Consider the following 16,113-nt stretch of genomic DNA (forward strand, 5'->3'; position numbering starts at 1 on the left):
AGGTCACTGTGCGGCGGCCCGGCCCCCGGCGCGCGAGCGCCAGAGCAGCCACACGAAGTACGGCGTGCCGAGCAGCGAGGTGACCAGCCCGGCCGGCACCTGGGCGGGCGCGATCACGGTACGGCCCAGCGTGTCGGCCAGGCTCACCAGCACCGCCCCCAGCACCGCCGCCGCGGGCAGGAGCCGCACGTGCCTGCCGCCGACGAGCGCGCGGGCGGCGTGCGGGGCGACGAGCCCGACGAACCCCACCACGCCCACGGCCGAGACCGCGGTGGAGGTGACGAGCACGGCGCCGCCCAGCGCGAGCAGCCGCACGGGTTCCAGCGGCACCCCGAGCACCCGGGGCGTGTCCTCGTCCAGCGCGAGCAGGTCGAGGTCGCGCCGCAGCCACAGAGCGAGCGGGAGGAAGAGCGCGAGCGCCGCGGCGACCGGCAGGAGCTGGGCCGGAACCCGCCCGTAGGTGGAACCGGAGAGCCAGGTGAGCGCCTTGGCGGTGTTCCACGGGTCGGACTTGACGATGATCAGCACGGTGACCGCGTTGAACAGCGCGTGCGCGCCGACGCCCATGAGCACGAGCCGGTCGGAGCTGAGCCCACCGCGCCAGGCCAGCAGATGGACCAGGGCGAAGGCGGCGAGCGCGCCGGCCCCGGCCGCGCCGGACACCGCGGCGATCCCGGCCATGGGCACGAGGGTGAGCGTCGCGACGGCCGCCGCGCCGGCGCCCGCGGTGATGCCGAGCACGCCCGGCTCGGCCAGCGGGTTGCGGGAGACGGCCTGGAAGGCCGCGCCGGAGACGGCGAGCGCCGCACCGGCCAGGACCGCCGCCGCGACGCGCGGCCAGCGCTGGTCGAGCACATACGTCAGCGCCCTGCCGGTCCTGCCCCGCAGCCAGTTGGCGACGTCGCCGAGCAGCAACCAGGTGTCGCCGCCGAGCAGGCCCAGCACGACGGCGAGGACCAGCAGCGCCGTCCCGGACAGCAGGATCGCCGCGAAGGCGGCGCGGCCGGGGCCGGCGGCGCGGACCGTCGGCGGCCGCCGGGCCGGACCGGCGTCGCGGTGCCGGCGGGCCAGCCACATGAGCACGCCCGCGCCCAGCATCGCGGTCACCACGCCCGGCGGCACGTCCACCCCGGCCCGCGCGCCGAGCACGAACCGCAGCGCGACGTCGGCGGCGAGCAGGACGACCACGCCGGCCAGCGCCGAGAGCGGCACCAGGACGCGATGCCGGCCCAGCCCGGGCAGCCGCCGGGCCAGCAGGCGGACGACCACCGGCGCGCACAGCCCCACGAAGCCGACGGGCCCGGCCACGGTGACCGCGGCGGCCGAGAGCAGGACGGCGAGCACGACGACGGTCAGCCGCAGCCGCCGGACGTCCACGCCCAGCACCGAGGCGGTGTCGTCGCCCAGGCCGAGGATGTCGAGGCGGGAGCCGAGGGCGACGGCCGCCCCGACCGCCACCACGATGACCGGGGCCATCTGGGTGACGCCGCCGAGGTCGCTCTGCACGAGCGAGCCGCTGCCCCAGGCGAACAGGCCGGTGTTCTCCTCCCGGAAGAGGATCATGAGCAGGGTGGTCGCCGACTGCAGGGCCAGCGCGGTCGCGGAGCCGGCCAGGATCAGCCGGGTGGTGCCGGTCCTGCCGCCCGCCGACAGGGCGAGCACCAGAGCGGCCGCGGCCAGGCCGCCGAGGAAGGACAGGCCGCCGGACAGGACGGCCGGCAGGCTCAGCCCGAAGGTGGCGGCCAGCACGACCGCCAGGTACGCGCCGTTGCTGACGGCGAGAGTGTCGGGCGAGGCCAGCGCGTTGCGCGCGACCGACTGCAGCAGCGCGCCCGCCGCGCCGAGCGCGACGCCGACGCTGACCGCCGCCAGCAGCCGCGGCAGCCGGGAGGCGACCAGCACGTTCATCGCCTGCTCGTCGAGGGCGAACAGGTCGGTGTCGGAGGTGCCCTGCGTCAGGTGGAGCGCGGCGAGGGCCGCGATGACGGCCAGGGTCACGAGGAAGGCCCCCGCGACGCCGAACCGGCGCAGCGGCGTCGCGGGGGCCTCGACTGCCGTGATCACCCGGCGTAGGCCTTCACCAGGGCGTCGACGTACTGCCGGCACGACAGGGGGCCGCCGAAGGTCCAGATGCCGTCGGGCAGTTTGGTGATCTGGTTCCGCTTGACGAAGCTCAGCGACTTCCACAGGGAGTTGCCCGCCAGATCGGCGAAGACGTCGACGCCGTCGGAGGCGTTGTAGAAGAAGCGCAGGTTCTCGTCCTTGACCGCGGTCATGCCCTCGACGTCGGTGCTGCCCAGGCCCCATTGCGCGTCGACCTCGCCGGTCCAGGCGTTGGTGAGGCCGAGCCGCTCGGCCACGTCGGAGACCAGGGCGCCCTTGCCGAACGGGCGGATGGAGATCTTGCTGCCGTCCTTCCAGCCGTCGGCCATCATGAACTTCTGCCCGGCCGAGCCGGAGGCGGCGATCCTGGCCTTGCCGTCGGCCATGGCGGCGTCGAAGTCGGCCATCACCTTGGTCGCCTGCTCCGTCCTGCCGACGGCGGTGGCGAGCAAAGTGAGGTCGGCGCGCATGCGGGTGAGGTTCGCGGCGGCGTCGCTGCCCTTGGCGACGATGACCGGGGCGATCTTCTCCAGCTGGCCGACGAGGCCGGCGTCGTCGGACTCCATGACGACGAGGTCCGGCTGGAGGGCGGCGATGGAGTCGACGCTGGGCTCCTGGCGGGTGCCGACGTCCTTGACGGAGGCGTCGAGCGGGGCCGCGGTGACCCAGGTGCCGTACCCCTTGACGTCGGCCGCGCCGACCGGCTGGACCCCGAGCGCGACCAGCATCTCGACCTCCCCCCATTCCAGGCCGACGACGCGGGTCGCGGGCCTGTCGAGGGTGACCTGCTTGCCGCGGGCGTCGGTCACGGTGATCGGGGCCGCGGCGCCCGCCGACGGCTCCTGGGCCGCGGGGGGCTCCGTTGTGCCGCAGGCGGTCAGCAGCAGCATGGCGGCCATGACCGCCGGGAGGGAACGCATGGGGATCTTTCAGCCTTTCATCGCCAGGTGGCGGCCCAGCGGCCTGGTGCGGACCAGTCCGGTGAGCGGATCGATCGTGGCCTCGACGCGGATGCCGTAGGCCTCGGTGAGCAGGTCCTCGGTGAGCACCTCGGACGGCGCGCCGTCGGCGCGGACCCGGCCGCCCTGGAGCAGCACGACCCGATCGGCGATCTCGGCGGCCTGGTTGAGGTCGTGCAGGACGACGCCGACGGCCACACCGTGCCGGTCGGCCAGGTCGCGCACGAGTTCGAGCAGTTCGACCTGGTAGCGCAGGTCGAGGAAGGTGGTGGGCTCGTCGAGCAGGAGCACGCCGGCGTCCTGGGCGAGGCACGTGGCCAGCCACACGCGCTGCATCTCGCCGCCGGACAGCTCGTCGACTGCGCGTGCGGCCATGGCGCGCACGCCGGTCAGCTCCATGGCGTGCTCGATCGCCGCCTCGCCGCCGGGGTCGCCCGCGCGCCAGCGGCCGCGGTGGGGGTGACGGCCGTAGCCGACCACGTCCTTGACGCGGACGCCGGTCGGGGTGGGACGGCTCTGCGCCAGCAGCGTCACCCGGCGGGCGAAGTCGCGGGCGGACAGGGCCAGGGCGTCGGCGCCGCCGGCCAGCCTGACTTCGCCGGAGTCGGGGCGGTGCAGCCGGGCCAGGGCGCGCAGCAGGGTGGACTTGCCGCTGCCGTTCGGTCCGACCAGGGCGGTGACGGCGCCGGTGACCAGGCTGATGCAGGCGCCGTCGACGACGGGACGGCCCGCGTAGCCGAGACACAGGTCAGTGCCGGTGAGCGCCGGGCCCGTGAGCGCGAGGCCGGAGCGGTCCGGGAGCAGGGGGTCGGTCGTCATGGCGGGCTCACGCGTCCTCGGAGCGGCCCTGACGCCAGTAGCCCATGAAGGCCACGGCCTTGCGGTCCATGCCGCGCTCGGAGACCAGGTGGCGGCGCAGCCGCTTGATCACGGCCGCCTCGCCGGCCAGCCAGGCGTAGCAGGGGCCGTCGCCGGTCTCGGGGATCTCCCACAGGATCTCGGCGTCGACGTCGATCTCCTCGGGCTCGGCGCCTGCCGCGCCCGCCGGCAGGAGCCTGACGGCGGCCTCCGCGACGGCGGGCTCCAGGCGGGCGCCCCAGGGAGCGTCGCCGCGGGCGAGCCAGGTGACCCGCACGCCCGGCGCGCCGGCGACCGGGAGGAAGTCCTCCTCGTGCGGCACCTCCAGCAGGGCCTCCCCGGTGACATGGGCGGGCAGCCGCTCCAGGATGCCGACGATCGCCGGGACGGCGGTCTCGTCCCCGGCGAGCAGCACGGTGCCGAAGCCGGCGGGCGGCCGGAACTCCAGGCCGCCGTGGAAGCCGTCGTAGAGGCCGTTCGGGCCGAAGATCGCCGCCGCCGAGCCCGGCTCGCAGGCGGCGATCCAGCGGGCGGCCGGTCCGGCGGGCCCGGCGCAGTCGTCGTGCAGGACGACGTCGATGTCGACCTCGGCGGCCTCGGGGCGGACCGCGCGGACGGTGTAGGTGCGCAGCGGGTTGCGCTCGTCGCCCTGGGCGTACCACTGCTTGAACCAGTCGGCTCCGCGCGGGAAACGCGTCACGCCCGCGCCGGGGGTCGGCAGGACCAGCTTGACGCGCTGGTCGTATCCGTTGTCCGCGAACTCGTGCAGGTCGTCCCCGGTGAAGGTGACGCGGAGGAATGACGGGCTCAGCCGCCGCAGGCCCCGAACCCGGACGTCGAAGGCACGAAAAGGATCAACCACCACAGAGCTCCTTAGTTAGGTTAGGCTAACCTACATTGGATCCTCCGATCGGGAAACCCGCCCCCGAGAGCTGTCGCCTTTACAACGTAGATCACATTCGGGGGGAAAATTATCGGCCGGAGTTGTCGGAACCGGGCCGCGTCGTTCGTAGCCAGGGTGAACAGTCGCCCACGAGGGGCTGTCACGACCAGCACGACCGAGGGAGACACCGACCGATGCTGCACCACCCGCAGGCCAGGATCCACCGCATGTTCGAGCTCATCGAGCCGATCGCCACCGCCACCTTCTCCGAGGTGGCGAACGAGGCGTTCCTGGCCGTCGGCATGCGCAACTACTGGGACGGCTACTTCGCCGGCCGCGCCGCCCCGCTGGGCCTGGCACCGGCCGAGGTGGTCCACGCGGTCTTCTACAACTTCGCCGACGGCGAGGTGGCCCGCCACATCCCGTGGGTGTGGGGAAAGATCACCCCGCAGGAGGCGATCACCGTGCGCGAACAGGGCAGCGCCGCCGCCCTGCGGCAGATGATCGGAGAGCTCGCCGGCTCGCCCGGTCTGGCGCGGGCCGCCGACCTCGCCACCCGGGCGGCGCTCAGCGCGCCGGTCGAGGGCCGGCCCCTGTACGCCGGGCTGCGGGCGCTCGACGTGCCCGAGGAGCCGGTCGCCAGGCTCTGGCACGCGGCGACGCTGCTGCGCGAGCACCGCGGGGACGGCCACAACGCCGCCCTTGTCGCCCACGGCATCGGCGGCACCGAGGCCCACGTCCTCGTGGCCGTCTCCCTCGGGATGCGGGCGAAGGAGTTCGGCCGGATCCACCACCTGCCCAAGGCCCGGCTGACCGCCGTGGTCGACGGGCTGCGCCACCGCGGCCTCGTGGACGCCGCCGGCGGGTTCACCGACGCCGGCCGGGAGACCAAGCAGCGGATCGAGGCGCTCACCGACGAACTGGCCGCGCCGGCGTACGACGTGCTCAGTGCGGACGAGCTCGACGAGCTGGCCGCGGAGCTCGAACCGATCGCCGCCGCGGCATCGGCCTCCGACCACTGAAAGGACACGTCGCGGAGGCGACCCGGCCGACGTCGGTGCGCTGGACCGTCGTCGCCTGCCCCTTCCTGCCCGACTGGATCGGCACGAGGCCCACGTTCACCGTCACCCCGCCCGACGGCGACACGCGCCACCGGGGCCTGAGCCGGGACCTGGAGTGCTTCGGCATGTGCAGCCGCAGCCGGCGGCACTACATGACGAGTCTGCGCGACCATGTGGAGGCCCGGGGCGGAAGCCCGTTCGGCAGCCCCGCGGACAGGGCGCGCCGGCGAGCACAGGCCGCCGACCCGGCCTCAGGGGTTCTGGAAGGCCACTTCCGGGTTGGCGGCGGACGGGCCGTCCAGCAGGGGCTGCCGCTCGCCGCGCAGGTGCCGGCCGAAGAAGGCGCCGACGTACGACGTGGTGATCTCGCCTGACCGCTTGCCCGACAGGGGCGCGGCAGGGTCGACGATCCCCACCTGGGCGCCCAGGATGGGCAGGTCGATGAAGGTGAAGTGGCCGGAGTCGGCCACGGTGAGCCAGCGCTTCCAGCCGTCCAGGCGGGGCCAGTCCCGGGTCCAGGTGGTGTCGGCGGCGCCGGGTGAGTGCTGGACCTTGGTGCCGAGCATGAGGAACGGCCGCCCGCCGAGGCCGGAGACCGCGACCGGGGCGAAGAACGACCCGTCCAGGTTCACCCCGGCGCGGACCCGCCGGTCGGCGGCCATGACACCGGCCGCGGCGTTGCCGCCGAGCGAGTGGCCCGCGGCGCCGATCCGGCGCGGGTCGATCATCTGCCAGTGCCGCCAGGCGGGCGCGGACCGTGCGGGACGGGTCAGCCGGTCGATCACGAAGGACAGGTCGGCCGCCCGGTTGACCGCGGCCTTGGCCATCAGCTCCTTCTCCGCCTCGTCGGAGGGGGCGCTCTCCACCGTCTCGCACGCGACGCAGGTCAGGGTACGGCTGCCGGGGAAGGTCGTGCCGAACGACTCGTAGGCGTGATCGACGAGGGCGACGACGTAGCCCCTGGAGGCGAGGTCCTCGGCGAGCGTGGTCAGGGTGGCCCGGTTGAGGGTGAACCCCGGGGAGAGCACCACCAGGGGGTGCCGGCCGCCGACGGGACGGGCGTTCAGGTGCGCGTTGGTGCTGACGTCGGCGAGTTGCTCGGGCTTGAAGACGGCGTCGAGCTTCTGTCCCTTGAGGAGCAGCCGGGCCTCGTCGACGGTCATGTACGGCGCGGCGCTCCCGCCGGTGCGCGCCGGGAAGTACACCGAGACCATCAGCTCGCGCGCGGCTTCCGGCACCCACGGGTCACGGCGGCCGGCGTCGACGAGATGCAGGGTGTCGCGACCCACTTCGAACTGGCCGGTGGGGTGCGGGATCGCGACGCGTACGTCGGAGGTGCCCGCAGTGGAGCCGGTGGAGGCAGCGGCGGCGGGCGCTGCCGCCGCGGCCGCCGCCGGGAAGGCCAGGGTCAGGGCGAGAAGGAGGGGGGCGGGGTTTCGGCGAGTTCTGATCATGCACAGAACTGTAGAAATGACGCCACCACCCCCCACATGCCCGAAAGACAGGCTCGGACCCTTACTTTTGTCAGGGGTCAGGACCGCTGCTTTTGTCAGGGGTCAGGACGGATATTTTGTCGAGGGTCAGGGCCGAGCGGGCCGGTCAGCCGGCTTGGAGCGGGCCATGCGCCTCGATCGACAGGTCCTGCCAGTCGGCCCAGGTCTGGAGCCGGTCGGCGTAGGCCTGCTGGATCAGCGGGTGGAAGCCCTTGCCGAACAGCACCCGCACCGGCGGGTTGGCGGAGTCGACGAGCTTCAGGAGCGCCTGCGCCGCGGCGGCCGGGTCTCCCGCGGGCATCTTCCCCGCCATCGCACCGAGGCGCCGGCGGAGACCGTCGTAGGCCGGGTCGGGGGTGGCCAGGTGGCCGTTGGCGAGCGGGTCGGGGTTGTTGCCGTTCCGGGTGGCGAAGCCGCCGGGCTCGACGATGGTCACCTTGACGCCGAACTCGGCGACCTCGCCGGCGAGCGCCTCGTTCAGGCCCTCCAGGGCCCACTTGGAGGCGTGGTAGGCGCCGCCGAGCGGCATGGCGATGACCCCGGCGGCCGAGGACAGCTGGATGATGTGCCCCGAGCGCTGCTCGCGCAGGTACGGCAGCGCGGCCTGGACCACCCACACCGCGCCGAACAGGTTGGTCTCCAGCTGGTCGCGCAGGTCCTGCTCGGTCAGCTCCTCGACCGCGCCGATCTGGGCGTAACCGGCGTTGTTCACGATGACGTCGAGCCGGCCGAAGTGCTCTTTCGCCCGCCGCACGCTCTCGAAGACGGCGGCCCTGTCGGTCACGTCCATCTCCAGCGGGAGCACCGCGTCGCCGTGGACGTCGACCAGTTCCTTCAGGCTCGCGGTGCTCCGGGCGGTGGCGGCGACCCGGTCACCGCGCGACAGGGCGGCCGCGACGAAGTTGCGGCCCAGGCCGCGGGACGAGCCGGTGACGAACCAGACCTTCTGCATGCTCTGCTCCTTTCAGCTGTTACAACCCCCTGGACGAGACAGCCCCGCACGGATGTGAGCTAGGGCGAGTGTGACCTGCGACACTTTGTCGCCTTTGTCCAGCCATGGTGATACCAATGGTCGGCGTGACCCGCACCGAGGAGTTCCAGGAGCTACGGCCGCTGCTGTTCGCGATCGCCTACCGGATCCTGGGCAGCGTGAGCGAAGCCGAGGACGCCGTCCAGGAGACCTGGCTGCGTTACGAGGGCGCCGCGGCTCAGCCCGACTCCCCCAAGGCCTTCCTGTCGGCGACGGTGACCCGGATCTCGATCGACGTGCTGCGCTCGGCCCGCGTCCGGCGCGAGGCCTACGTCGGGCCGTGGTTCCCCGAACCGCTGCTGACCGACCCCTACCAGGACCCGGAGCGGTCGGCGGAGCTGGCCGACTCGGTGTCGATGGCGGCGCTGATCCTGCTGGAGCGGCTGAGCCCGCTGGAGCGTGCGGTCTTCGTGCTGCGCGAGGTGTTCGCCTTCAGCCACCGGGAGATCGCCTCCGCCGTGGAGCGGTCGGAGGCGGCCTGCCGCCAGCTCGCGGTCCAGGCGCGCCGCCACATGGACGCGGGCCGCCCCCGCTTCCAGGCCGATCGCCGGTCCCGGGAGCAGCTTGCCGGGCGGTTCATCGGCGCGCTCAGGGAGGGCGACGTCGAAGGGCTGCGGGAACTGCTGGCCGCAGACGTCCGGCTGGTCAACGACGGCGGCGGCAGGATCGGCAGCACGCTGCCCGTCCTCGGCCTCGCGAAGGTGGCCCGGGTGCTGTCCGTCGCGGTCGCGCCGTTCGCCCGGATCGGCGCGGTGCTGGAGGCGCACGAGGTGAACGGCCAGCCGGGCGCGATCATCCGCGACCGCGACGGCCGGATCGTCAGCATCTGGACGCTCGACATCCTGGACGGACGCGTCCAGACCATCCGCTCGATCGTCAACCCCGACAAACTCCGGCACCTCGGCCCCGTCGCCGACGCCCACGCGGTCATCCGCGAGAAGAAGCAGCAGGCCCGCGCGGCGGCGCAGGGCGGTGTGCAGGGCGGTGTGCCGGTCACCGGCGCGCCGGACGAACCTCGGTGACCGGCGGCCCCACCGGCGCAGCGGTCCGCCGGGCTTGTGCCAGGACGGCCGGACCGCTGCGCCCGGCGTTCTAGTCGGTGAGCAGGATGTCGTCCAGGCACAGCGTGTACGGCGCGTCCGCACCGCCCACCTGGAACAACACCTGGGCCTCCTGGTCCGAGGTCTTGGCGGTGTTCTGGTAGGAGTAGGTCCTGGACCCGGTGCCGACCTCGGGGTAGCCGTCCACGATCGCGGCGGGCTTCGAGCCGCTGTCCTGGACCACCGACCTGATCTTCACCGGCCTCGTCGCCGACGCCTTGAAGCTCAGCCGGTACGTCTTCCCGGCCTCCACGGCGATGCCGCTCTGCCCGACCATCGAGGCCCACACGTTGTCACCGCCCGCGGGGACCTGGGCGCACAGCCGTCCGCCCGTCACCTCGATCGGCGTGTTCTTGGACGCCCACCAGCCCTTGACCCCGTTGTCCAGCGAGCCGTTCACCACACTCTGGTGCACGGGCACGAGAGAGACATTGTCCAGGCACAAGGTGTACGGCGCGTCCGCACCGCCCACCTGGAACAACACCTGAGCCTCCGAGTCCGACACCTTGGCCGTGGCCGCGTAGGTGAACTTCTTGGAGCTGCCGCCGACCTCGGGGTAGCCGTCCACGATCGCGGCGGGCTTCGTGCCGCCGCCCTGGACCAGCGACCTGATCCTCGTCGGCTTCGTGGCGCTCGCCTCGAAGCTCAACTGGTAGGTCTGGCCGCCCCGGACCTCGATGCCGCTCTGCCCCACCATCGCGGCCCACACATTGTCACCGCCCGCGGGCACCTCGGCGCACAGCCGCCCGCCCGTCACCTCGATCGGCGTGTTCTTGGACGCCCACCAGCCCTTGACCCCGTTGTCCAGCGAGCCGTTCACCACGGCGTCGCCGGCGGGCGCGGCGGCGTACGCGGGTGTGGCCGCCGCGGCCATCGCCACGAAGGCGCCCGCGGCGATGAGACGCATCGGAAATGAATTCATGATCGTGGATCTTAGGGGGGCGACATCAGCGTCAACCTAGAGCCAATTCCCGGTCTTTTGGTTGGGCCAAATCGCCGCGGGCGGCCGTCCCGGCCTGGCGCTCGGGCGGACGTCACCGGCACGTCAGTGCCGCCGGGCGCAGCGTGAATCATCGGGTGCTCCGGAAGCTCCGGGCCCAGCGGCGGAGTTCGGTGGCGGCCTCGTCGCGGGTGAGGGGACCGCGTTCCAGGTGAACCTCCTGGAGATGCCGGATGGCGGCCCCACAATCGGGGAGGGCGGGAGGCCGAGCATCCGCATCACCGTCCTGCCGTCGAGCACGACGGGGACATCGTCACGCCTGGTGTACCTGTCACGTTCGGCGGCGGCGCGGGCGTCGGCCTCCTCCCTGGCGCGGCATGCGGCCTCCCACGCGTCGTAACCGGGGGCGTCCAGGGCCGCCCGGCGCCACCCTTCCATGTCGCGTTCCCGCCCGAGGCCGACCGCGTCGAAGAGGTCCGCCGCACCTGCTCTGACCGCTCCGAGGCGCGCGAGCACGGCGTTGATCGGCCAGTCATCGCGCGGCGGTCCGGCCTGGATCGAGGCGTGCTCGGGCCCCCAGCTGCGACGGCCGTTCTCCCACAGGGCGGCGGCCTGGCTGCCGCTGCCACCCCAGAAGTCCGCTTCCACGTAAGCGACCTGGCCGCCTCGGGACCAGTCCTTCAGTCTCTCGGCGAACTCCGGCGACATGAGCATGGCGCACGCCGCCGTGGCCCGGCCCGTCTAGGGTGGGCGCATGGCCGAACGGCGTCCCTTGATCGCGCGCAGGCTGCGGCCGGGACACTGGGTCGCCCTCGACGTGTTCGCGGCCGTCGCCCTGGCCGCCGGGTTCTCGCTGCCGGCGGTGCTGGCGCCCGAGACCGCCCGGGTGCCGCCCTTCGTGGCCGTGCCGGTGATCGCGCTGGCCTGCCTGCCGACGGCGGTGCGGCGCCGGTGGCCCGTGCCGGTGTGCGCGGCGGTCCTGGTGGCGGCGGTGATCGCGCCGTTCGCCGGCTGGCAGGAGGCGTTCGTGCCCTTGGCCGTCGCCCTGCACGCGGTGGCGCTGCTGCAGGCGCGCAGGACGGCGGTGACGGCGCTGGTGGCCGCGCTGGCGGTGACCGCCGCCGGTGCCGCGATCGGCGCCCCCACCTGGACGGAGGCGGCTTCGGCGTGCGGGTTCGCCTGGCTGCTGCTCGGCCTGGCCTGGACGATCGGGCTCGCCGTACGGGAGCAGCGCGCGTACGCCGCGCAGGCCGTCGCACGGTCGGCGCAGGCCGCGGCGACGGCGGAACGGCTGCGGGTGGCTCGTGAGGTGCACGACGTCGTCGCCCACAGCATGGGACTGATCTCCATGCGGGCCGGCATCGCCAACCACGTCGCCGCCACGCACCCCGAGGAGGCCGGAGAGGCGTTGTCGGTCATCGAGGAGACCAGCCGGAAGGCGCTCACGGACTTGCGCGGCCTGCTGGGCCTGCTCCGCGACACCCCGGAAGAGCGGGACGCCGCGCCGCGCGCGGTGGACACGCTGCGCGAGCTGGTCGCGGCAATCCCGGACGGTCACGTGCGGGTGGAGCTCGACGTCGAGCCCGGCCTCACGCTCGGCGGCGCGACGGCCCTGGTCGTCCATCGCCTCGTGCAGGAGTCGCTGACCAACGTACTCAGACACGCCGGCCCCGCCCGGTGCCGGGTGACCGTCGTCACCCGGGCGCGGCGCGAAGTGGTGGTCGAGGTCGTCGACGACGGTCGCGGGGGTGCGCCGCGTACGGGAGGACACGGGCTGGCCGGGCTGGAAGAGCGGGTGATCCTTTACGGCGGGACGTTCTCGGCCGGGCCGGAGCCCGGCGGCGGCTTCGCCGTCCGCGCGAGACTGCCCTTGCCAAGCGCTTCCGGGTCCGGGTCCGGGGAGGACGACAGGTGAGCACGTTCACGGTACTGATCGCCGACGACCAGGCGTTGCTGCGCGCGGGCCTGCGCAGGCTGATCGACACCGCCCCTGGCCTGACGACCGCCGGCGAGGCCGGGACCGGGCAGCAGGCCGTGGACCTGGCCCGCGACCTGCGGCCCGACCTGGTGCTCATGGACGTCCGCATGCCCGGCCTCGACGGGATCAGGGCCACCGAGCTGATCCGGGCCGACCCGGCGACCGCCGGGACACGGGTGCTGATGCTGACCACGTTCGATCTCGACGAGTACGTCTACGGGGCGTTGCGCGCCGGAGCCAGCGGATTCCTGCTCAAGGACACCGGCCCCGGCGACCTGCTGGAGGCGCTGCGCATCGTCGGGGAAGGGCAGGCGCTGCTGGCCCCGTCGGTCACCACGCGGCTGATCGCGGAGTTCGCCCGGCGCGAGCCCGCCGCGATCCCGGCCGGGCTGGCGGCGGGCCTGGCCCAGGTGTCCGGACGGGAGCGGGAGGTGCTCGTGCTGGTGGCCCGGGGGCTGACCAACCCGCGGATCGCCGAGCGGCTCGGCATCGGGCAGGCGACGGTCAAGACCCATGTCCGCAGCCTGCTGGCCAAGCTCGCCGCGCACGACCGGGCGCAGCTCGTCATCGCCGCCTACGAGGGCGGCGTGGTCACGGCCGGCGGGCGGGCGCCGTCAGCGGCGATAGGAGACCTCGGGGAAGGCGGCTGACGGGCCCCGAAGCAACGCCTGCGGACGGCCGCGCAGCGTCTGCTCGAAGAAGGCCAGCGGGTAGGCGCGCTGGAAGGCCACCGCCCGCTCGGCCGGGATCGTCCCGACGACCTCCTCCAACTGCTCCTTCCCCAGCCCCAGTGGCCCGGCCGACATGGGGATGAGCAGGACGTCGTCACCGAAGGAGTTGTGCGCCGCCCCCTTGAGCGTCACGTTGAGCCGCCATCCCCGCAACCCGTCCCAGAAGGCACGCAGTGTCGGATTCGTGGCCATGCCGCCTTTCCCGTCGGTGTCGACCACCATGTACGGCCGGTCGAGGCCGGACTTCGCCACCTTGCCGAAGACGGCGCCGTCCAGGCCGAGCCCGGCCTTGATCCGCGGGTCGGCGTACATGGCGGAGGAGGTGGCCGCGCCGCCGAGCGAATGCCCGAACATCCCGATCCGCGCGAGGTCGAAGAGCGGCTTCCCGGCACGGCCGGGCACCTTCCCCTCCAGCAGGGACAGGCTGTCCAGGACGAAACGCACGTCGGCCACCCGGACGTCGACCGCCTTGGCGAAGTCGGTCACCTCGGGCCCCGTCTCCACCCGGCCGCCGGGGAACTCCACCACCGCCGCGTCATAGGGGTGATCGACGGTGACCACCGCGTATCCCCGGCTGGCCAGCTCCTCTGCGACGCCGGTCCCGTACGCGCGCGAGGCGTTGGCGCCCGGCGAGTACAGGACGACCGGCAGCTCGCCCAGGCTCGTGTCGGCGGGCGCGCCCTCGTGACCGTCGGTCCTGTCCAGCAGCACCGAGCCCGGCTCCAGGTCGTTCATCTTCAGGTACCGGTCCGCCGCCGCCCTCGGCATCCAGGGGGCGACCGGGTGGTCCTGCACGTCCCGGGCCGGGTACCACAGGCTGACCATCAGCTCCCGCTTCCTGCCGGAGCCGTTCCAGGGATCCGGTCGGGACTGATCCACCAGGTGGACCGAGACGGTACCGACGGGATGCGGTCCCGTCGGCTTCGGGACCGTCAGACGCTGCGGCGGGGTGGAGCCGCAGCCGGCCAGCGCGAGAGCCAGGGCGGTGATGATGAGTGCACGTTTCACCCCTTCACGCTGCCAACCACGGACGGCCGCCGCCTCTGGCCCGAGAAGGACCTCCGACTCAACCCAGGAGGGTAGAGCCCGACGGATCTCGTCTCCAGGGATGACGCCCCGCGATCCCGTCGTCGGTCACCTCGACGGCGCGTTCCACGAACTGGGCCTGGACGCCCAGCGGCTCAAGGCGGTCACCATCTATGGCGAGCAGCCGACGGATCGAGATCCAAGCGGGACGGCTCTCGGATTGGCCCCTCAAAATGAGAGAAGGGGTTTCGGATGATCCCCGCACGCCTTACGAGTGGGCGATGCTGGGATCGAACCAGTGACCTCTTCGGTGTGAAGCAGGCATATTGACTGGGTGATCAGGCGTATTTGGGCCGTCGTCTCACCCGAAGAGGTGGCGGGTCAGCTACGCAGCCTTGCGCCCGGTACCGGGGACCATGATGTTGGCTCCCCTTCCCGCAGTGTGTCCGGATGCGTACGCGGTGACCGTGTCACGCGGAGGGGACCGACACGGCTGGGGGCGCGTGGAGGTCGTGGGCGGAACGGGCCAGCCAGACCACGGCCAGGAGACCGACGACCGCCACGACGTCGTCGTAGAACTCAGGCGGCACTCCACTCAGCCCGCCTGCCATTGTGAGCACGAAGGGCAGAACCAGAGCGAGGATGCCGTACTTGACAGTGGCCCGCTGGAAGCGCTTGTTGTCCCACTGCGCCCGCAGGACCAGCACGTTCCAGATCAAGGACGCCAGGCCGGCGACCAACGCGAGAGCTCCGACTGCGTGCCCGGACAACGCCAACCCCAAGCCGACGGCGGCGCACCCGTATCCCAGGGTGCCGCTGACACGCAGGATGAGGACATGTCTTCGGGTGCGTCCCACGACTGGAGAGAGCAGGAGCACGACCCCGAACATCGGCACGAACATCACCACCGCTGCCCACGAGGACCAGGTCGTCAGGAACGGGGTGACCAGGGTGCACGCCGCCGCGACGTACAGCGCCACGCGCAACCGCATTGTGTCCCGGTCCTGCTCCGACGGCGGCCCAGTCAGCGGCCCGTGCAGGAACTCCCACAACACCCAGGCCACCACCAGTCCCGCCAGGATCAACAGGAGCACGTTCGGCCACGTCACCTGGACGCTCGCGTCCGGTGCCGCGAACAACGTCATCCACCACAGCACCCCCAAGTCACCGGTGGCCAACGCGACCACCACCGCGACGGCCAGCGCGGAGAGGTAGACGCTTGTGGCCATGAGGGCGGGAATGGCTGCACGGTGACGACGGAGCACGTGACACTTCCCGGAGGAGCGAAGGGGACGGGAGGCCTCACCCTAGCGAGCCGGGGCACTCGCAGTCATGCGCGGGCCTCACCGGAGGTCGGCGTGACGATCGGCCCCATTGCCTTGATCCAGGAAGGGGCGTGTGCCTCAGCCCAACCGGTTGGGAGCACGAAGACTTCGCCGTCCATGTCTGGCGGTCGGTGCGTGCCGGCGAGGACACCAGGACTCCCAAGTCGCGCCGCACGCTCAAAACATCGCCCGGCTGATCGGACATGCCGGCGGATCAGCAGTCACCGAGAAGGTCCATCGGCACCAGATCCAGGCCGTCATCCAGGACGGCGCGACTGTCATGGATCGGATCTTTCCTGGTGACGCCCCTGAAGGGGGACAGTCACTCAGTTGGTCACCCGAAAGATCAAAAGGGCCACTTCCCGTATTGGGATGTGGCCCTTGACCGTGGTGGGCGATACTGGGATCGAACCAGTGACCTCTTCGGTGTGAACGAAGCGCTCTCCCGCTGAGCTAATCGCCCGCCCTGCCGGCGCCTTGCGGTGCTGACGGGGAAAACCATACCGCACTCTCGGGGTGGTGGCGAAACGGAGGGGTCTGTCCAGTGAACGGTGTGATTCGATCTTGATTTGTTCTATCGGGTGGTCAAGGTCAGGCGGCCTTCGAAGGTGATGGCGAAGGCGTTC

14 protein-coding genes and 1 tRNA gene are annotated in these 16,113 nt (G+C 72.5%); 4 read left to right on the forward strand and 11 right to left on the reverse strand.

Going from position 1 to position 16,113, the window contains the following annotated elements; all coding sequences use genetic code 11:
- Nucleotides 1-3: 3 nt before the first annotated feature.
- Genes AB0J46_RS43285 through AB0J46_RS43300 form a run of 4 tightly spaced genes read right to left on the reverse strand, consistent with a single transcriptional unit; the run spans nt 4 to nt 4,782 of the window.
- A complete protein-coding gene (locus tag AB0J46_RS43285) occupies nt 4-2,064 on the reverse strand; it encodes an iron ABC transporter permease (RefSeq protein WP_364340980.1) in 2,061 nt (686 codons plus the stop codon).
- On the reverse strand, nt 2,061-3,023 hold the full coding sequence (locus AB0J46_RS43290) for an iron-siderophore ABC transporter substrate-binding protein (RefSeq protein WP_364340982.1): 963 nt from the start codon (nt 3,021-3,023) through the stop codon (nt 2,061-2,063). The genes AB0J46_RS43285 and AB0J46_RS43290 overlap by 4 nt, the downstream gene beginning before the upstream one ends.
- A gap of 9 nt (nt 3,024-3,032) precedes the next feature.
- Complete coding sequence (locus tag AB0J46_RS43295) at nt 3,033-3,881, reverse strand: ABC transporter ATP-binding protein (protein WP_364340984.1); 849 nt, start codon at nt 3,879-3,881, stop codon at nt 3,033-3,035.
- Between the two features lie 7 nt (nt 3,882-3,888).
- Nucleotides 3,889-4,782, reverse strand: a complete 894-nt coding sequence (locus tag AB0J46_RS43300) for a siderophore-interacting protein (RefSeq protein ID WP_364340986.1) — start codon at nt 4,780-4,782, stop codon at nt 3,889-3,891.
- A 215-nt stretch (nt 4,783-4,997) separates the two neighbouring features.
- On the opposite strand from AB0J46_RS43300, the gene AB0J46_RS43305 reads away from it, so the two are divergent.
- The gene (locus AB0J46_RS43305) at nt 4,998-5,825 is read left to right on the forward strand and encodes a hypothetical protein (protein WP_364340988.1); all 828 of its coding nucleotides are present in this window, start codon (nt 4,998-5,000) and stop codon (nt 5,823-5,825) included.
- A 290-nt stretch (nt 5,826-6,115) separates the two neighbouring features.
- Here the strand turns inward: AB0J46_RS43305 and AB0J46_RS43310 are convergent, their stop codons facing one another.
- Entirely contained in the window at nt 6,116-7,318 is a 1,203-nt protein-coding gene (locus AB0J46_RS43310; protein WP_364340990.1) for an alpha/beta hydrolase, read from the reverse strand.
- Nucleotides 7,319-7,463: 145 nt separating this feature from the next.
- Entirely contained in the window at nt 7,464-8,309 is an 846-nt protein-coding gene (locus AB0J46_RS43315) for an SDR family NAD(P)-dependent oxidoreductase (protein ID WP_364340991.1), read from the reverse strand.
- A gap of 125 nt (nt 8,310-8,434) precedes the next feature.
- Between AB0J46_RS43315 and AB0J46_RS43320 the strand changes: the two genes are divergently transcribed.
- Nucleotides 8,435-9,409 (forward strand): RNA polymerase sigma-70 factor, encoded by a 975-nt coding sequence (locus AB0J46_RS43320; protein WP_364341009.1) that lies wholly within the window; start codon nt 8,435-8,437, stop codon nt 9,407-9,409.
- A 70-nt stretch (nt 9,410-9,479) separates the two neighbouring features.
- Here AB0J46_RS43320 and AB0J46_RS43325 read toward each other — a convergent pair whose 3' ends face one another.
- Both AB0J46_RS43325 and AB0J46_RS43330 read right to left on the reverse strand, forming a co-directional pair.
- Nucleotides 9,480-10,409: a carbohydrate binding domain-containing protein gene (locus AB0J46_RS43325; RefSeq protein WP_364340993.1), complete on the reverse strand. Its 930-nt coding sequence runs from the start codon at nt 10,407-10,409 to the stop codon at nt 9,480-9,482.
- Between the two features lie 123 nt (nt 10,410-10,532).
- On the reverse strand, nt 10,533-11,075 hold the full coding sequence (locus AB0J46_RS43330; protein ID WP_364340995.1) for a hypothetical protein: 543 nt from the start codon (nt 11,073-11,075) through the stop codon (nt 10,533-10,535).
- A 106-nt stretch (nt 11,076-11,181) separates the two neighbouring features.
- On the opposite strand from AB0J46_RS43330, the gene AB0J46_RS43335 reads away from it, so the two are divergent.
- Together AB0J46_RS43335 and AB0J46_RS43340 are read left to right on the forward strand one after the other, a co-directional pair.
- A complete protein-coding gene (locus AB0J46_RS43335) occupies nt 11,182-12,342 on the forward strand; it encodes a histidine kinase (RefSeq protein WP_364340997.1) in 1,161 nt (386 codons plus the stop codon).
- The gene (locus AB0J46_RS43340; RefSeq protein WP_364340999.1) at nt 12,339-13,055 is read left to right on the forward strand and encodes a response regulator transcription factor; all 717 of its coding nucleotides are present in this window, start codon (nt 12,339-12,341) and stop codon (nt 13,053-13,055) included. The genes AB0J46_RS43335 and AB0J46_RS43340 overlap by 4 nt, the downstream gene beginning before the upstream one ends.
- Here AB0J46_RS43340 and AB0J46_RS43345 read toward each other — a convergent pair.
- The 3 genes from AB0J46_RS43345 to AB0J46_RS43355 all read right to left on the reverse strand — a co-directional run bounded on the left by AB0J46_RS43345 (nt 13,020) and on the right by AB0J46_RS43355 (nt 15,950).
- The gene (locus AB0J46_RS43345; RefSeq protein WP_364341001.1) at nt 13,020-14,144 is read right to left on the reverse strand and encodes a lipase; all 1,125 of its coding nucleotides are present in this window, start codon (nt 14,142-14,144) and stop codon (nt 13,020-13,022) included. The genes AB0J46_RS43340 and AB0J46_RS43345 overlap by 36 nt on opposite strands.
- 488 nt (nt 14,145-14,632) lie before the next feature.
- Complete coding sequence (locus AB0J46_RS43350; RefSeq protein ID WP_364341003.1) at nt 14,633-15,391, reverse strand: hypothetical protein; 759 nt, start codon at nt 15,389-15,391, stop codon at nt 14,633-14,635.
- Nucleotides 15,392-15,875: 484 nt separating this feature from the next.
- Nucleotides 15,876-15,950: transfer RNA gene (locus tag AB0J46_RS43355), tRNA-Val, on the reverse strand.
- Nucleotides 15,951-16,113: the final 163 nt, after the last annotated feature.

It is taken from the genome of Nonomuraea sp. NPDC049758 (genome assembly GCF_040674635.1).
Classification (GTDB): Bacteria; Actinomycetota; Actinomycetes; order Streptosporangiales; family Streptosporangiaceae; genus Nonomuraea.

Coding starts and splice junctions, on each gene's coding strand:
- AB0J46_RS43295 (WP_364340984.1), bottom strand. CDS start 3,881: ATGACGACCGACCCCCTGCTCCCGGACCGCTCCGGCCTCGCGCTCACG.
- AB0J46_RS43305 (WP_364340988.1), top strand. CDS start 4,998: ATGCTGCACCACCCGCAGGCCAGGATCCACCGCATGTTCGAGCTCATC.
- AB0J46_RS43325 (WP_364340993.1), bottom strand. CDS start 10,409: ATGAATTCATTTCCGATGCGTCTCATCGCCGCGGGCGCCTTCGTGGCG.
- AB0J46_RS43310 (WP_364340990.1), bottom strand. CDS start 7,318: ATGATCAGAACTCGCCGAAACCCCGCCCCCCTCCTTCTCGCCCTGACC.
- AB0J46_RS43335 (WP_364340997.1), top strand. CDS start 11,182: ATGGCCGAACGGCGTCCCTTGATCGCGCGCAGGCTGCGGCCGGGACAC.
- AB0J46_RS43290 (WP_364340982.1), bottom strand. CDS start 3,023: ATGCGTTCCCTCCCGGCGGTCATGGCCGCCATGCTGCTGCTGACCGCC.
- AB0J46_RS43315 (WP_364340991.1), bottom strand. CDS start 8,309: ATGCAGAAGGTCTGGTTCGTCACCGGCTCGTCCCGCGGCCTGGGCCGC.
- AB0J46_RS43350 (WP_364341003.1), bottom strand. CDS start 15,391: ATGGCCACAAGCGTCTACCTCTCCGCGCTGGCCGTCGCGGTGGTGGTC.